The sequence below is a fragment of the Massilimicrobiota sp. mt181 genome, assembly GCF_055420065.1.
Genome location: NZ_JBVAYN010000006.1, coordinates 97815 through 112118 on the forward strand (window position 1 = coordinate 97815; position 14304 = coordinate 112118).

Sequence of the window (14304 nt, forward strand, 5' to 3'; positions counted from 1 at the left end):
AGCTAAGCTCCTAGAAAAAACAATCAATCTGATTTTGAATAAATACATTTTGATAATCTTTTAAGTCCTCATTATGAAGGGCTTTTTTATTTTTATAGGCATATTCTTTATTTAACATTTCATATTTTTTTTCACCAAACTGATGAAATGGCAATAACTGTACACGTTTGATATGAAGGGATTGAAAGAGTTCAACAAATCCTCTAGCATCCTCTAAAGAATTATTAAAATCAGGAATGACAGGAATACGTGGTAAAATTTCAATATGATGTTCATGTGCCCACTTTAAGTTTTCGATAATACGTTCATTATGAACACCTGTTTTTAAAAAATGTTTTTCACTTTGATAATGTTTAACATCAAATAATAATAGATCAAATAATGGTGCTAAATCCTGAAAGATAACAGGTTCAACATAGCCAGTCGTTTCAATCGCAACATGAATCTGATGCTCTTTTAAAGCCAAAACAAGGTCTTTCACGAATGTAGGTTGGCTCATACCTTCTCCACCAGAAATCGTGACACCACCATCTGATTCTTCATAAAAGGGTAAATCCTGTAGACAGATACGAACGATTTCCTCAATACTTTGGTATTCTCCTTCCACAGACAAAGCTTTTTGTGGACATGTTTCAATACACTTCAAACATCCAATACATTGATCGAATTGTACATGAATATGACCGTCTTGATGCGTTAAGGCATGCTGAGGACAATGGTTGACGCATTGAAGACAATGAACGCATGATTGAACATCATAGAGAATTTGAACTTTCTCAAGTTGCGATTCAGGATTAGAGCACCATTCACATCTTAATGGACAACCTTTTAAAAAGACAGTCGTTCTAATACCTGGACCATCATGAATGCTGAATTTTTGAATGTTGAAAATAATTCCTTTTGACATAAGTATTCCTCTTTTCTATTCCTATCTTATCATAAATAATAAATATGGTAAATAAAAACTTTCAAATGAAATAAATAATATTTTTTTTGAAATATTTTATTGACAATATATCAGGGTGTGATAAGATTTAATTGAAAAATGAACTTTAAAAACTTTCAAATGAAATAAAAGGAGGAAATTTCATGAAAAATGTTGAACACTTTGGAGATTTAACACCACGTATGAATCATTTTAGAGAGGCAGTGTTGGATAAAAAGCCATATATCGATGCACAAAGAGCATTATTGGCGACAGAAGCCTATCAAAAATATCAGAACCAGCCAGCTGTTATGAAGCGAGCATTGATGTTGAAAAATATTTTAGAGAAAATGTCTATTTATATTGAAGATGAGACTTTAATTGTAGGAAATCAGGCGTCTTCTAATAAAGATGCACCGATTTTTCCTGAATATACAATGAAGTTTGTAATGGAGGAATTAGATACGTTTGAAAAACGTGATGGAGATGTTTTCTATATTACAGAAGAAACAAAAGAAGCTTTGCGCTCAATTGCACCATTTTGGGAAAATAATAACTTAAGGGCTAAGGGAGAAGCTTTGCTTCCTGAAGAAGTCAGTGTTTTTATGGAAACAGGATTCTTTGGGATGGAAGGAAAACTCAATTCAGGAGATGCGCATTTAGCTGTAGAATATCAGAAAGTTTTAGAAATTGGATTAAAAGGGTATGAGGAAAGAGTTTTAAAATTGAAACAGGAACTGGATTTATGTGTACCTGAAAATATTGATAAATATCAATTTTATAAAGCTGTTTTAATTGTTATTGAAGCAGTGAAAACATTTGCCAATCGTTTTAGTGAACTAGCCAAAACAAAAGCGGAAAATGAAACCGGTTTAAGAAAAGAAGAATTACTGGAAATCAGTCGTATTTGTGCTAAAGTGCCTTATGAACCCGCACAAACATTTCATGAAGCAATTCAATCTGTGTGGTTTATTCAATTGATTTTACAGATTGAATCTAATGGGCATTCTTTGTCTTATGGGCGTTTTGATCAATATATGTATCCATATCTTCAACATGATTTAGATCAGAATCTTATCACTGAAGATGCGGCGGTAGAATTGCTTACGAATTTATGGATCAAAACTCTCACAATTAATAAAGTACGTTCACAAGCTCACACTTTTTCAAGTGCAGGAAGCCCAATGTATCAAAATGTAACGATTGGTGGTCAGACAACGGATAAAAAAGATGCAGTCAATAAGTTATCTTTCCTGGTTTTAAAATCAGTAGCACAGACACGTTTGCCACAGCCTAATTTAACAGTCAGATATCATGCTCATATCAATCAAAAATTCTTTGATGAAGCAATAGAAGTCATGAAATTAGGTACTGGAATGCCTGCTTTTAATAATGATGAAGTCATTATTCCTTCTTTTATTGAAAAAGGTGTAAAAGAAGAAGATGCTTATAATTATTCAGCTATCGGTTGTGTAGAAACAGCTGTGCCTGGAAAATGGGGTTATCGTTGTACAGGTATGAGTTATATGAATTTCCCTCGTATTTTATTGATTGCGATGAACAATGGTGTTGATATGACTTCTGGAAAACGTTTTGTTGAGCCATGTGGATATTTTACAGAAATGAAATCTTATGAGGAGCTTATGGAAGCATGGGATAAAGTCGTAAGAGAATTAACAAGAATGAGTGTTATTGTTGAAAATGCAATTGATTTGGCTTCTGAAAGAGATGTTCCAGATGTTTTATGTTCAACTCTTACAGAAGATTGCATCGGACGTGGAAAGACGATTAAAGAAGGTGGAGCTATCTATGATTTTATTTCAGGACTACAAGTAGGTATTGCCAATATGGCTGATAGTCTAGCAGCTATTAAAAAACTTGTTTTTGATGAAAAGAAAATTACTCAGCAACAATTATGGGATGCGCTTGTTGATGATTTTAGTAGTGAAGAAAGTCAAAAAATCCAACAAATGTTAATCAATGAAGCTCCAAAATATGGTAATGATAATGATGAGGTTGATCAATTGGTTATTGAGGCTTATGCATCTTATATTGATGAAATGAAGAAATATCCAAATACACGTTATGGTAGAGGACCAATTGGTGGTATTCGTTACGCAGGGACATCTTCTATTTCTGCTAATGTTGGACAAGGATTTGGCACAATGGCAACACCAGATGGTAGAAAGGCACATACACCACTTGCTGAAGGATGTTCACCAGCTCATAGCTGTGATAAGAGTGGACCAACGGCTGTCTTTAAATCAGTTGCCAAATTGCCAACGCATGAAATTACTGGTGGTGTTTTATTGAACCAGAAAGTCACACCACAAATGTTATCAACAGAAGAAAATAAACAGAAACTAGAAATGTTAATGAAGACATTCTTTAATAGATTAGAAGGATATCATGTCCAATATAATGTTGTATCAAAAGAAACTTTAATTGATGCTCAAAAACATCCTGAGAAGCATAAGGATCTGATTGTAAGAGTTGCAGGTTATTCGGCTTTCTTTAATGTGTTATCTAAGGCAACACAGGATGATATCATTGGAAGAACTGAACAGAGTTTATAAGGAGGATATTATGGAATTTATTATTGATACAGTGAATTTAGAGGAAATTCAAGAAGCAGTAGAGTATATGCCAATAGTTGGAGTGACAAGCAATCCATCAATTGTCAAAGCAACAAGCCCGGCTCATTTCTTTGATCATATGCGACAAATCAGAGAAATTATTGGAAAGGAAAGAAGCCTTCATATTCAGGTCATCGCTAAAGACTGTGATGGAATGGTCAAGGAAGCACATCGCATCTTAAAGGAAATCGATGAAGATGTTTATATCAAAGTGCCTGTTTCTTATGAAGGTGTCAAAGCCATCAAGATCTTAAAAGCAGAAGGACATCATGTCACAGCGACAGCTGTCTATGATTTGATGCAAGCATATATGGCATTGGCAGCAGGAGCGGACTATATTGCGCCATATGTCAATAGAATAGGAAATCTAGGAGCCGATCCAATGGAACTGATCAACGAGCTTTCCAATAGAATCATCATGGATGGATATGAATGCAAGATTCTTGCAGCCTCATTTAAAGGTGTACAGCAGGTTAGAGATGCCTTCAATAATGGAGCACAATCTATCACAGCACCAGTAGCAGTCTTAAAGCAAGTCTTTAAGAATCCAAATATAGAAGAAGCAGTCGATGATTTTAATAGTGATTGGTATTCTATTTATGGAGAGAATCAAGGAATCTGTGATTTATAAGTGATTGGGTATTTTATGAAAAATCATAAAATACTTTTTTTCATGCACGTTATTTTACTTTGCTTTCAAAGTTCTTTACAATAGATATAGGAAGGTGAAAAGAATGAAAGTTTTAATTATTGGAGGAGTTGCTGCAGGAGCGACAACGGCAGCAAGACTTAGAAGACTAAATAAAGATGTAGAAATTATTGTTTTTGAAAAAGGAAATTATGTGTCTTATGCTAACTGTGGTTTGCCTTATTATGTTTCTGGAGAAATTCAAGGAAAAGATGATTTGTTATTGATGACACCACAATTATTTCAAGATCGTTTTCAGGTTGATGTCAGAGTGGCGAATGAAGTCACAGCCATTCATCCTGAAAGTAAAAGCGTTTCTGTTTATAATCATTTAAGTGGAGAAACTTATGAAGAAAATTATGATCTACTGGTTATTGCGACAGGATCATCTCCTATTCGATTACCAATTCCGGGGATTGATCATCCAGATATTCAACAATTGTGGACAATTGATGATTTTGAAAAAATACGTCAAAAAGTGGAAACGGAAAATATTCAAACAGCATGTATTATTGGTGGAGGATTTGTAGGTATTGAAACAGCAGAAAATTTAAAGGAATTAAATGTGGAAGTTGATGTTGTAGAAAAAGGACCACAAATCTTAAATAATTTAGATTTTGAAATGGTACAGCCAATACATAAATATTTAAATAAAAAGGGTGTGCATTTGTATTTGAATACTGAATTATTGGCTTTTGAAGATGATCAATCAAAAATACAAGTTAAGACAGATCGTTTTATAAAGAGTTATGATTTGGTGATTCTTTCAGTCGGTGTGAAACCACAAAGTGAATTAGCCAAAGCGGCAGGTATTCAATGTAACCAAAAAGGTGGCATTGTTGTGGATGAATATTTAAGAACCAACATACCAGACATTTATGCCGTTGGAGATGTTATTGAAGTTGAACATTATATTAATCATCAAAAAACAATGATTCCTTTGGCAGGGCCAGCCAACAAAGAAGGAAGAATTTTAGCTGATAATTTAATGGGGCATACTCAAAAATATCAAGGATCATTAGGAAGTAGTATTATTAAAGTTTTCAAGATGGCAGCAGCCAGTACAGGTTTTAATGAAAAGCAGTTACAGGCAAATGGTTTAGTCAGACATCAAGATTATGAAGTCGTGATTATTCAACAAAAATCTCATGCTGGATATTATCCTGGAGCAAAGCCATTAACAATCAAAGTGATTTATGATCTTGAAGAAAAAATTCTAGGAGCACAGGTTGTTGGCTATGAAGGTGTTGATAAACGTATTGATGTCATTTCAACAGCCATTCATTATCATGGAAAAGTGACAGACTTAAAGGATTTACATATTGCTTATGCTCCACCATTTGCTTCCGCTAAAGATGCAGTCAATATGGTAGGCTATGTTGCCGAAAATATCAAAAATGGTTATGTTCGTTTGATGTTGCCCGATGAATATCAGCAAGTTAAAGAAGATGTCATCACATTAGATGTCAGAGAAAACGATGAGAGAAAAGCAGGGTATATTGCAGGCTCTTATCATATTCCATATGGAGAATTGGTAGAACGATATCAGGAATTGGATCCAAAGCAGACAATTGTGATTTATTGTGCCGTAGGAGTCAGAGCTTATAATTGTGCTAGAATTCTTATGCAAAGAGGATATCAAAAAGTTTACGTTTTAAGCGGTGGTTTAGGATTTTATCTAGATTATTGCTTTCAATAATCAATATTTTTTACATAAACTTAACAAATTTTATACAAAAATATGATTTTTCCACTACCTAAAAAGATATACACTATGTGTGTCAATAAAGACGAATGATAAAAAAGGAAGGGTTAAAATATGAAAAAATTCGGAGCTTTATTATTAGCATGTGTATTAAGCTTTAGCTTGGTAGGATGCGGAAATAATGGTGGAGGTAGTGATGATGCTGCTTCAGGAAGTGGAGATGTGAGTGGAACAGTTGCATTAAATGGTTCAACATCAATGGAAAAACTTGTTAATGGATTAAAAGAAGCTATTGTGGAAACTTATCCAAATTTACAATTAGAACCACAATTTACTGGTTCAAGTGCTGGGGTTGAAGCAGTTACAAATGGAACTGCTGATATCGGAGATGTATCAAGAGCTTTAACTGATGAAGAAAAAGCAGGTGGTTTAGTAGAAAATATTGTTGCTTTAGATGGTATCGCAGTTGTCACTGATGCAGCTAATACTGCTACTAACTTAACAACTCAACAATTAAAAGATATCTACACTGGAAAAATCACTAACTGGAGTGAAGTAGGTGGAGCTGACCAAAATATCGTTGTTATTGGACGTGAAAGTGGTTCAGGAACAAGAGATGCATTTGAAGAAATCTTAGATATTGCTGATCAATGTAAATTAGCTCAAACATTAAATGAAACAGGAGCTGTTGCTGCAGCTGTACAATCTACACCAGGATCAATTGGATATATTTCATTAGATGCATTAAATGATAATGTTAAAGCATTACAATTAGATGGTGTTGCACCAAGTGAAGAAACAGTAAAAGATGGTTCATATACTTTACAAAGACCATTCGTTATGGCTACTAAAGGTGAAGTTAGTGAACAATCAGCACAAGTTCAAGCTGTATTTGACTTCATTAATAGTGATGCAGGACAAGAAGTTATTTCATCAGTTGGTTTAGTTTCAGCAAAATAGTTATAAAAAGGAGCAATGATTTGCTCTTTTTTTATGTCTTTAGAAAAAAGATTTGTAAAGAAAATGTTAAGTAAAAACAATAAGAAATCATTAAAAAACGTATTTCTTAACATAAACTTAACATTTTTTATACAAAATATTGCTATTTCTTTTGATAGAAAAGATATACACTAGCAATGATTTAAGGAGTCTAAAGATAAAAGAAGGGGTTTAATATGGAAAGAAAGATGACATCTATTATTGCAAATAGGAAAACAAAATCAATGGTAGAAAAAATAGCAGCCATTATTTTTACATGCTGTGCTGTTGTATCTATCGTTGCTGTTGTGGGAATTACTGCATATATGTTCGTTTCTGGAACTCCTGCTATTTTTAAGGTAGGTTTGACAGAAATCTTGTTTAGTAATGTTTGGGCACCAACTGCAGCAGATCCGCAATATGGTATTCTTAACATTATCTTAACATCAATTGTTGGTGTGTTTTTCGCAATTTTGATTGGAGTGCCAATTGGTATTTTAACAGCAGTCAATTTGGCAGAGATTGCCAATCCTAAAGTTCGTAATGTTGTTAAGTCAGCAGTTGAGCTATTAGCTGGTATTCCATCAGTGGTTTATGGGTTATTAGGAATATTGATCATTAACCCATTAATGTATCAGTTGGAATTAATGATTTTTGCTGGATCAAAGACACATCAGTTTACCGGTGGAGCCAATTTGATTTCTGCTATTTTGGTATTAGCAATTATGATTTTACCAACATTAATTAATATTACAGAAACTTCATTAAAGTCTGTACCTGATGATTATCGCAAAAGTTCATTAGCATTAGGCGCTAGTCAAATGCAAACAATTTTTAAAGTTGTTTTGCCAGCTGCTAAAAATGGTATTATGTCAGCGGTTGTTTTAGGGGTTGGAAGAGCGATTGGAGAAGCAATGGCCATCTTGCTTGTCGCAGGAAACTCAGTTAATTTCCCGCTTCCATTTAACTCTGTTCGTTTTTTAACAACAGGAATTGTTTCTGAAATGGGATATGCTTCAGGAACACATCGTGAAGTGTTGTTTACAATTGGTTTGGTTTTATTTGTCTTTATTTTAGCAATTAACCTGATTTTAACATTTATTTTAAAACGAGGTGGAGAAGATGGACAATAGTATATTTAATAAAAAGAGCAGAATGAGTGATAAAGTATTGAGTTTCCTCATTCAATTATCCACTGTGATTTCGGTAGGTCTATTGGTTGTTATTATTGGATATATTTTAATAAGAGGTATTCCTAGTTTTAACTTTGGATATCTTGTCAATGCAACAAGTGTATTAAAGGATACAGTCGGAATTTTACCTAATATTATTAATACAGTTTATATGATTGTTGTAACATTGCTGATTGCTGGTCCTATTAGTGTTGGTGGAGCCATTTATTTAAATGAGTATGCAAAAAATAAAAAATTTGTTGAAATTATTTCATTTACAACTGAAGTTTTAGCAGGTATTCCATCTATTATCTATGGTTTATTTGGTATGTTGTTTTTTGGGAATTTATTGGGTTTAGGATATTCTATTTTAACTGGGGCATTGACTTTAGCTATTATGATCTTGCCAATCATTTCTAGAAATACACAGGTTGCTTTGCAGGCAGTGCCAAAAAGTTATAGAGAAGCAGCATTAGGAATTGGAGCAACAAAATGGTATATGATTCGAACTGTTCTTCTTCCAAGTGCAATTCCGGGAATCTTAACTGGTGTCATTTTAGCGATGGGAAGAATTGTTGCTGAATCTGCAGCACTATTATTTACAGCCGGAAGCTTAGCAGCAATGCCAAGAGGATTGTTTGAACATTTATTCTCAAGTGGTGGAACTCTAACAATTCAATTGTACTTAGAAATGGCGAAAGCTAACTATGACGTTGCATTTGTTATTGCATTAATTTTGGTTATTGTTGTTTTGGTATTGAATTTCTTAGCAAAATGGATTTCAAAAAGATTTGATGTAAATAAGGTTGATTAAGGAAGGGTTTAAAGATGAGTGTAAAAATTAGTTCTAAGAATTTAAATCTCCATTACGGAGAGAAACATGCATTAAAAGATGTCAATTTAGATATTGTTGAAAATAAGATTACAGCGTTTATTGGTCCTTCTGGATGTGGAAAATCTACATTCTTAAAGACATTAAATAGAATGAATGATTATGTTAATAATGTAAAAATCGATGGTGAAATTACTTTAGATGGAGAAAACATCTATGATTCACGTGTTGATACGACAGTTTTACGTAAAAAAGTAGGGATGGTTTTCCAACAGCCAAATCCATTTCCAATGAGCATTTATGATAACATTGCTTATGGTCCTAGAATTCATGGGATTAAAAATAAGAAAAAATTAGATGAAATTGTTGAAAAAAGTTTAAAAGCTGCAGCCTTATATGATGAAGTTGCTGATCGTTTACATACATCAGCACTTGGATTATCAGGTGGACAACAACAACGTTTATGTATTGCCAGATGTTTGGCAGTAGAACCAGAAGTTATTTTGTTAGATGAACCAACAAGTGCTTTGGATCCTATTTCTACATTAAAAATTGAAGAACTTTTAATGGAATTAAAAGATAAATATACAATTGCCATTGTGACACATAATATGCAACAAGCGTCACGTATTGCTGATTATACAGCTTTCTTCTTGGTTGGAGAAATGGTAGAATATGGAGAGACAAAGGATATTTTCTCAATGCCTAAAGATAAACGTACTGAGGATTATATTACAGGTCGTTTTGGTTAATATTGTTGTGTTTTGATTGGAAAGTAAATATAATGGAGGTATGTAAAAATGATTAGAAAACTATTTGATGAAGAATTAGAGAAGTTGAATGTTGATTTAACGAAGATGGGTCATCTTGTAGAAGTTGCTATTGAAAATATGATTGACGCATTTAAAAATCAGGATAAAGCTCTTGCAAAAGAAATTATTACAAATGACCGTTTGATTAATGATATGGAAAGAACTGTTGAATCAAGAGCATTTAATTTGATCTTACGTCAACAACCAATTGCAACGGATTTAAGAAATGTAACATCTGCTTTAAAGATTGTTACTGATTTGGAAAGAATTGGTGACCAGGCAGCTGATATTGCAGAAATTATCTTAAATTTTGAAGGAGAACATGCTTATAAGACTGTTGAACATATTCCAACAATGGCTAAAAAAGCTAAGATTATGGTTCATGAAGCTATTGATTCATTTATTAAAAAAGATTTATCAACTGCACGTTTAGTAAAAAGCATGGATGATGAAATTGATGCGTTGTTTAAAGAAGTTATTCAGGAAGTTACAGAAATTATTAAGGAAAACAGTGAAAGAATTGATTATTGTATTGATTTCTTAATGATTGCGAAATACTTAGAAAGAGTTGGCGATCATGCAGTCAACATTTGCGAATGGTTAGAATTTAATCAAACAGGATCTGTAAATGATCAAAGATTGATTTAGGAGGAAATAATAATGAACGAACGTATTTTTGTCATTGAGGATGATGAGAATATTCAAGAGATAGTTAAATTATCTCTTGAATCTAATGGATATCAAGTAACTTTATTTGATAATGCTATTGATGCCATTATAGAAATAAAAAGAGAAGCTCCAGATTTGGCTATTTTTGATGTTATGTTACCACAAATGGATGGAATTTCAGCAGTTAAGAAAATTAGAGAAACAAATACTGAAATGCCTATTTTAATTTTGAGTGCAAAAGACAGTGAAATTGATAAAATTCATGGACTCGATAGTGGTAGTGATGACTATATGACAAAACCATTTGGGGTTTTAGAGCTTTGTGCACGCGTTCGTACATTGTTAAGAAGAGTTCATCCTAAATCAAAAGTTTTAAAAACACCTTCTTTATCTATTGATAAATCCACACATGTTGTTAAACATCATCAGGAACCTATGGATTTAACACATAAAGAATATCAATTACTTGTTTATCTGATTGAAAATAAAGATCGTGTTGTTGAAAGAGATGAATTATTAAATAATATTTGGGGATATGATTTTATTGGGGAATCAAGAGCATTAGATGTGCATATACGATCACTTCGTAAAAAGTTAAATGATGATGGAGAAAAATATATTAAAACAATTCGCTCGGTAGGATATCGATTTGTCGAAAAAGAGGAGGATAAATATGACTAAGTCTATCCTCCGTTATTTTATTATCATTTTAATTGTGGCTTTATTGAGTAGTTGTACGATATCTGCGATGTTGGTATCCAATGGTATATTGGATACCACAAAACATGATATGCTTTATTCTTTAAAGCTTATTGATTATGCATTGGATTATGATGCACCTCTTGAAAGTCAAATAGAAAAATTGAATCCACTCGCTTATAGTGATGATACACGTATCAGTGTTATTGATGTTCAGGGGGATGTTGTTGCGGACACTGCAAGAGACTCTATTTCGGAAAATCATCTGGAGCGTCAAGAGATTCAAGAAGCTCTTAAAAACGGAGAAGGCTATGCCCAAAGAAAATCTGAGACAACTGGAGAGGAAACTCTCTATGTTGCTTTATATAATCATGATGATTATGTCGTGCGTCTTTCTATACCTTATCATGGCATTACAGATTATTTATCAACACTTGTACCGGCTTTTGCGATAAGCAGTGTTGTTTCCTTTGTGATTGCTTTTATATTGTCAAGAAAACTCGCTGTAACAATATCTAAACCTATTATTGAAATTAGTGATAGTCTGGATCATATGAGTAAAGATTTTAGAGTTGATTTAAAGGACTATGATTATCAGGAATTTAATGTTATTGTTGATACGATTTATAATTTATCGCATAGACTTCGTAAATCTATGCGAGAAGTTAAGTTGGAAAGAGTAAAAATTGATGAAATTTTAAAGCAGATGAATGAAGGATTTGTTTTATTGGATGAAAACTATAAAATTCTCAGTATTAATGAAAAAGCTATTTCGATATTGGGAAATATGAAAGTTCACGATCACATTCTAGATTATTTGTATTTCCCGGATATTATACGAGCCTTACAAAATAATATTACGAAACAACAGGTTGAAATTAAAATTGAAGAAAATATTTATGCTTGTTATATTTCGCGAGTGGATTTTGGTACTACATTATTGTTTGTGGATATTACAGCTTCTAAGAAAGCAGAGAAAATGCGTAGTGAATTTTTCTCTAATGTTTCTCATGAATTAAAGACACCAATGACTTCAATTAGAGGATATAGTGATTTATTGGCTCAAGGTGTTGTTCAGGATGATAAACAAAAACAAATAATGTTAGAGAAGATTCAAACGGAAGTTGACAGTATGTCGAGATTGATTAATGACATATTGATGCTATCGAGACTGGAAAGTATGGATGTTGAAGCAGAAATAATGCCAATTAAAATGAAAAGTATTGTGGATGAAGTTTTAGAAAGTTATGAAGTTGAGATTGCGAAACACGATATCCATATGAAATATGATTTTGACGATATTGTTTATGAAGGGAATCACCAACAGATATATACATTATTAAATAATATTATTGGAAATGCAATCAAATATAATAAGGATCATGGTGAAGTATCGATTGATATCGAAACACAGGGTGATGGCATGAAGATTGTTGTAGAAGATACAGGAATTGGTATTCCATTAGCTGACCAGGGACGTGTATTTGAAAGATTTTATCGTGTGGATAAAGGAAGAAGTAAACAACGAGGAGGAACTGGCTTAGGTTTAGCGATAGTTAAACATATTGTTTCTCATTATAAGGGAACGATTGATTTGAAAAGCGAGTTAAATGTTGGAACAAAAATTGAAATTGTTTTACCACATCAAAAGAGGACTGATTAATTCAGTCTTTTTTGTTTGAAAATTAAAATAATGGATATACTTAGTCGTGGTGATGAGAATGAATCAATCATATTGGCAAAAAACAGTGAAGATGCCAGAGTGTCCAATAGTTAATACAGATTTAAAAGCAGATATAGTGATTATTGGAGCAGGGATGGCAGGAGTGTCTTTGGCTTATCAGTTAAAAGATTTACCATATCGTGTGATTGTGGTTGAAAAGGACATGATTGGCTATCATACAAGTGGACATACAACGGGGAAATTGACTGTTCTTCATGGCATAAATTATGATTTATTAAATAAGTATTATGATATTCATTATGCGTATCTTTATTATTTATCTAACGTAGAGGCTTTGGAAACAATCAAGTCCATTATTGAAAAGGAACATATTGAGTGTGATTTTTGCGAAAATGAAGCCTATTTGTATACCAATGACCCACAATATGTTCCTCTGATTCAAGATATTGAACAGTTGTTTCATGCTTTTCATGTGGAGACATTAAAAGACCCACAATACTTAGAATCCATTGGTTTAAAACATCAGGCTGTTTTTCATCCATTAAAATATATCAAAGCTTTAGTTGAAAAGTGTCAAGAGAGTGGAGTCGATTTTTATGAACATAGTCAAGTTGAACGTGTTATAAGGAATCATAATAATTATATTTTAGATGTCAATCATAAGCAGATAGAGTGTCAATATGTTGTTCATGCGACGCGATATCCTTTTATAAAGAAAGGAATGTTTTTTGCAAAAATATTTCAAACTAAAGAAAATATTGATTATCGAAAACAAAATGGTATGAAAAGTTTGTTGAGCGTAGATATTCATAAGAGTTATAGACCGGTCAAAGATGGTGGATTATATATTGATCAGGAAAGTCAAAATTGGTATGCCTTAGATAGTGTACCATTAAGAGGTGTCCCATATATTGGAGAAATAAAACCAGATAGCAAGGAATATGTTATTTATGGCTTTCAAAAATGGGGAATGACATTGTCACAAGTTGCAGCAACATTAATTAAAGATTTAATTTTAAAGAGAGAAAATGCTTATAAAGAATTATATAGTTGTCAGTATTTTTCATTTTCTTTTTTAAAAGAGTATCAAAGAAAGATCATGAATCATTATTATATGGGATTTATCAAACCGAGATTTGATTATTTGACAATGAATGAAATTCATAAAGAAGAAGGCGGGATAGTCAGATATCATGGTAAGCTACTTGCTATATATAAGGATAAGCAAGGATTATGTCATGTTTTCTCGCCTTATTGTCCACATATGAAATGTATTATACAGTTTGATAAGAAAAATAAGATCTGGATTTGTCCTTGTCATCAATCTACATATGATGTTTATGGAAGAAAATTAGATGGACCAAGTCTAAAATCATTAAAAATGAAAAAAATTTAAAAAATGGGTAAAGGAAAAAGTGTAGTTATAATGGGGTTTTTTTAAGATGAAGAAAGAAGAAGAACAAAAAAATGCAAAAAAAATGAAAAAAAGGGTTGCAAAAGGAGG

The 14304-nt window shown here is 32.6% G+C and carries 12 protein-coding genes; 11 read left to right on the forward strand and 1 reads right to left on the reverse strand.

Annotation, left to right across the window (positions count from 1 at the left end):
- Positions 1-10 precede the first annotated feature (10 nt).
- Positions 11-907 (reverse strand): glycyl-radical enzyme activating protein, encoded by an 897-nt coding sequence (locus ACZYT4_RS05400; RefSeq protein WP_463783228.1) that lies wholly within the window; start codon positions 905-907, stop codon positions 11-13.
- A gap of 182 nt (positions 908-1089) precedes the next feature.
- Between ACZYT4_RS05400 and ACZYT4_RS05405 the strand changes: the two genes are divergently transcribed.
- From ACZYT4_RS05405 to ACZYT4_RS05455, 11 genes are all read left to right on the forward strand, one after another.
- Positions 1090-3501, forward strand: a complete 2412-nt coding sequence (locus tag ACZYT4_RS05405; RefSeq protein WP_463783230.1) for a glycyl radical protein — start codon at positions 1090-1092, stop codon at positions 3499-3501.
- Between the two features lie 10 nt (positions 3502-3511).
- The gene (locus ACZYT4_RS05410) at positions 3512-4192 is read left to right on the forward strand and encodes a fructose-6-phosphate aldolase (RefSeq protein ID WP_463783233.1); all 681 of its coding nucleotides are present in this window, start codon (positions 3512-3514) and stop codon (positions 4190-4192) included.
- Positions 4193-4295: 103 nt separating this feature from the next.
- Positions 4296-5948 carry an FAD-dependent oxidoreductase gene (locus tag ACZYT4_RS05415; RefSeq protein ID WP_463783234.1) on the forward strand — a complete coding sequence of 551 codons (1653 nt, stop codon included), beginning with the start codon at positions 4296-4298 and terminating at the stop codon, positions 5946-5948.
- A 120-nt stretch (positions 5949-6068) separates the two neighbouring features.
- Positions 6069-6914 (forward strand): phosphate ABC transporter substrate-binding protein, encoded by an 846-nt coding sequence (locus tag ACZYT4_RS05420; protein WP_463783236.1) that lies wholly within the window; start codon positions 6069-6071, stop codon positions 6912-6914.
- Between the two features lie 215 nt (positions 6915-7129).
- Positions 7130-8065, forward strand: coding sequence for a phosphate ABC transporter permease subunit PstC (gene pstC, locus ACZYT4_RS05425; protein WP_463783238.1), 936 nt, complete (start codon positions 7130-7132; stop codon positions 8063-8065).
- Positions 8055-8918, forward strand: coding sequence for a phosphate ABC transporter permease PstA (pstA, locus tag ACZYT4_RS05430; RefSeq protein WP_463783241.1), 864 nt, complete (start codon positions 8055-8057; stop codon positions 8916-8918). The genes pstC and pstA overlap by 11 nt, the downstream gene beginning before the upstream one ends.
- 14 nt (positions 8919-8932) lie before the next feature.
- On the forward strand, positions 8933-9688 hold the full coding sequence (pstB, locus tag ACZYT4_RS05435) for a phosphate ABC transporter ATP-binding protein PstB (protein WP_463783244.1): 756 nt from the start codon (positions 8933-8935) through the stop codon (positions 9686-9688).
- 48 nt (positions 9689-9736) lie between these two features.
- Positions 9737-10396, forward strand: a complete 660-nt coding sequence (gene phoU, locus ACZYT4_RS05440; protein WP_463783247.1) for a phosphate signaling complex protein PhoU — start codon at positions 9737-9739, stop codon at positions 10394-10396.
- A gap of 12 nt (positions 10397-10408) precedes the next feature.
- A complete protein-coding gene (locus tag ACZYT4_RS05445) occupies positions 10409-11098 on the forward strand; it encodes a response regulator transcription factor (RefSeq protein ID WP_463783249.1) in 690 nt (229 codons plus the stop codon).
- On the forward strand, positions 11091-12779 hold the full coding sequence (locus ACZYT4_RS05450; protein ID WP_463783252.1) for a sensor histidine kinase: 1689 nt from the start codon (positions 11091-11093) through the stop codon (positions 12777-12779). Before ACZYT4_RS05445 ends, ACZYT4_RS05450 begins: the two co-directional genes overlap by 8 nt.
- Positions 12780-12837: 58 nt before the next feature.
- Positions 12838-14196, forward strand: a complete 1359-nt coding sequence (locus tag ACZYT4_RS05455) for an FAD-dependent oxidoreductase (RefSeq protein ID WP_463783255.1) — start codon at positions 12838-12840, stop codon at positions 14194-14196.
- The last annotated feature ends 108 nt before the right edge of the window (positions 14197-14304 follow it).

Coding starts and splice junctions, on each gene's coding strand:
- ACZYT4_RS05405 (WP_463783230.1), top strand. CDS start 1,090: ATGAAAAATGTTGAACACTTTGGAGATTTAACACCACGTATGAATCAT.
- ACZYT4_RS05445 (WP_463783249.1), top strand. CDS start 10,409: ATGAACGAACGTATTTTTGTCATTGAGGATGATGAGAATATTCAAGAG.
- ACZYT4_RS05410 (WP_463783233.1), top strand. CDS start 3,512: ATGGAATTTATTATTGATACAGTGAATTTAGAGGAAATTCAAGAAGCA.
- pstC (WP_463783238.1), top strand. CDS start 7,130: ATGGAAAGAAAGATGACATCTATTATTGCAAATAGGAAAACAAAATCA.
- pstA (WP_463783241.1), top strand. CDS start 8,055: ATGGACAATAGTATATTTAATAAAAAGAGCAGAATGAGTGATAAAGTA.
- pstB (WP_463783244.1), top strand. CDS start 8,933: ATGAGTGTAAAAATTAGTTCTAAGAATTTAAATCTCCATTACGGAGAG.
- ACZYT4_RS05420 (WP_463783236.1), top strand. CDS start 6,069: ATGAAAAAATTCGGAGCTTTATTATTAGCATGTGTATTAAGCTTTAGC.
- ACZYT4_RS05450 (WP_463783252.1), top strand. CDS start 11,091: ATGACTAAGTCTATCCTCCGTTATTTTATTATCATTTTAATTGTGGCT.
- ACZYT4_RS05415 (WP_463783234.1), top strand. CDS start 4,296: ATGAAAGTTTTAATTATTGGAGGAGTTGCTGCAGGAGCGACAACGGCA.
- ACZYT4_RS05455 (WP_463783255.1), top strand. CDS start 12,838: ATGAATCAATCATATTGGCAAAAAACAGTGAAGATGCCAGAGTGTCCA.
- ACZYT4_RS05400 (WP_463783228.1), bottom strand. CDS start 907: ATGTCAAAAGGAATTATTTTCAACATTCAAAAATTCAGCATTCATGAT.
- phoU (WP_463783247.1), top strand. CDS start 9,737: ATGATTAGAAAACTATTTGATGAAGAATTAGAGAAGTTGAATGTTGAT.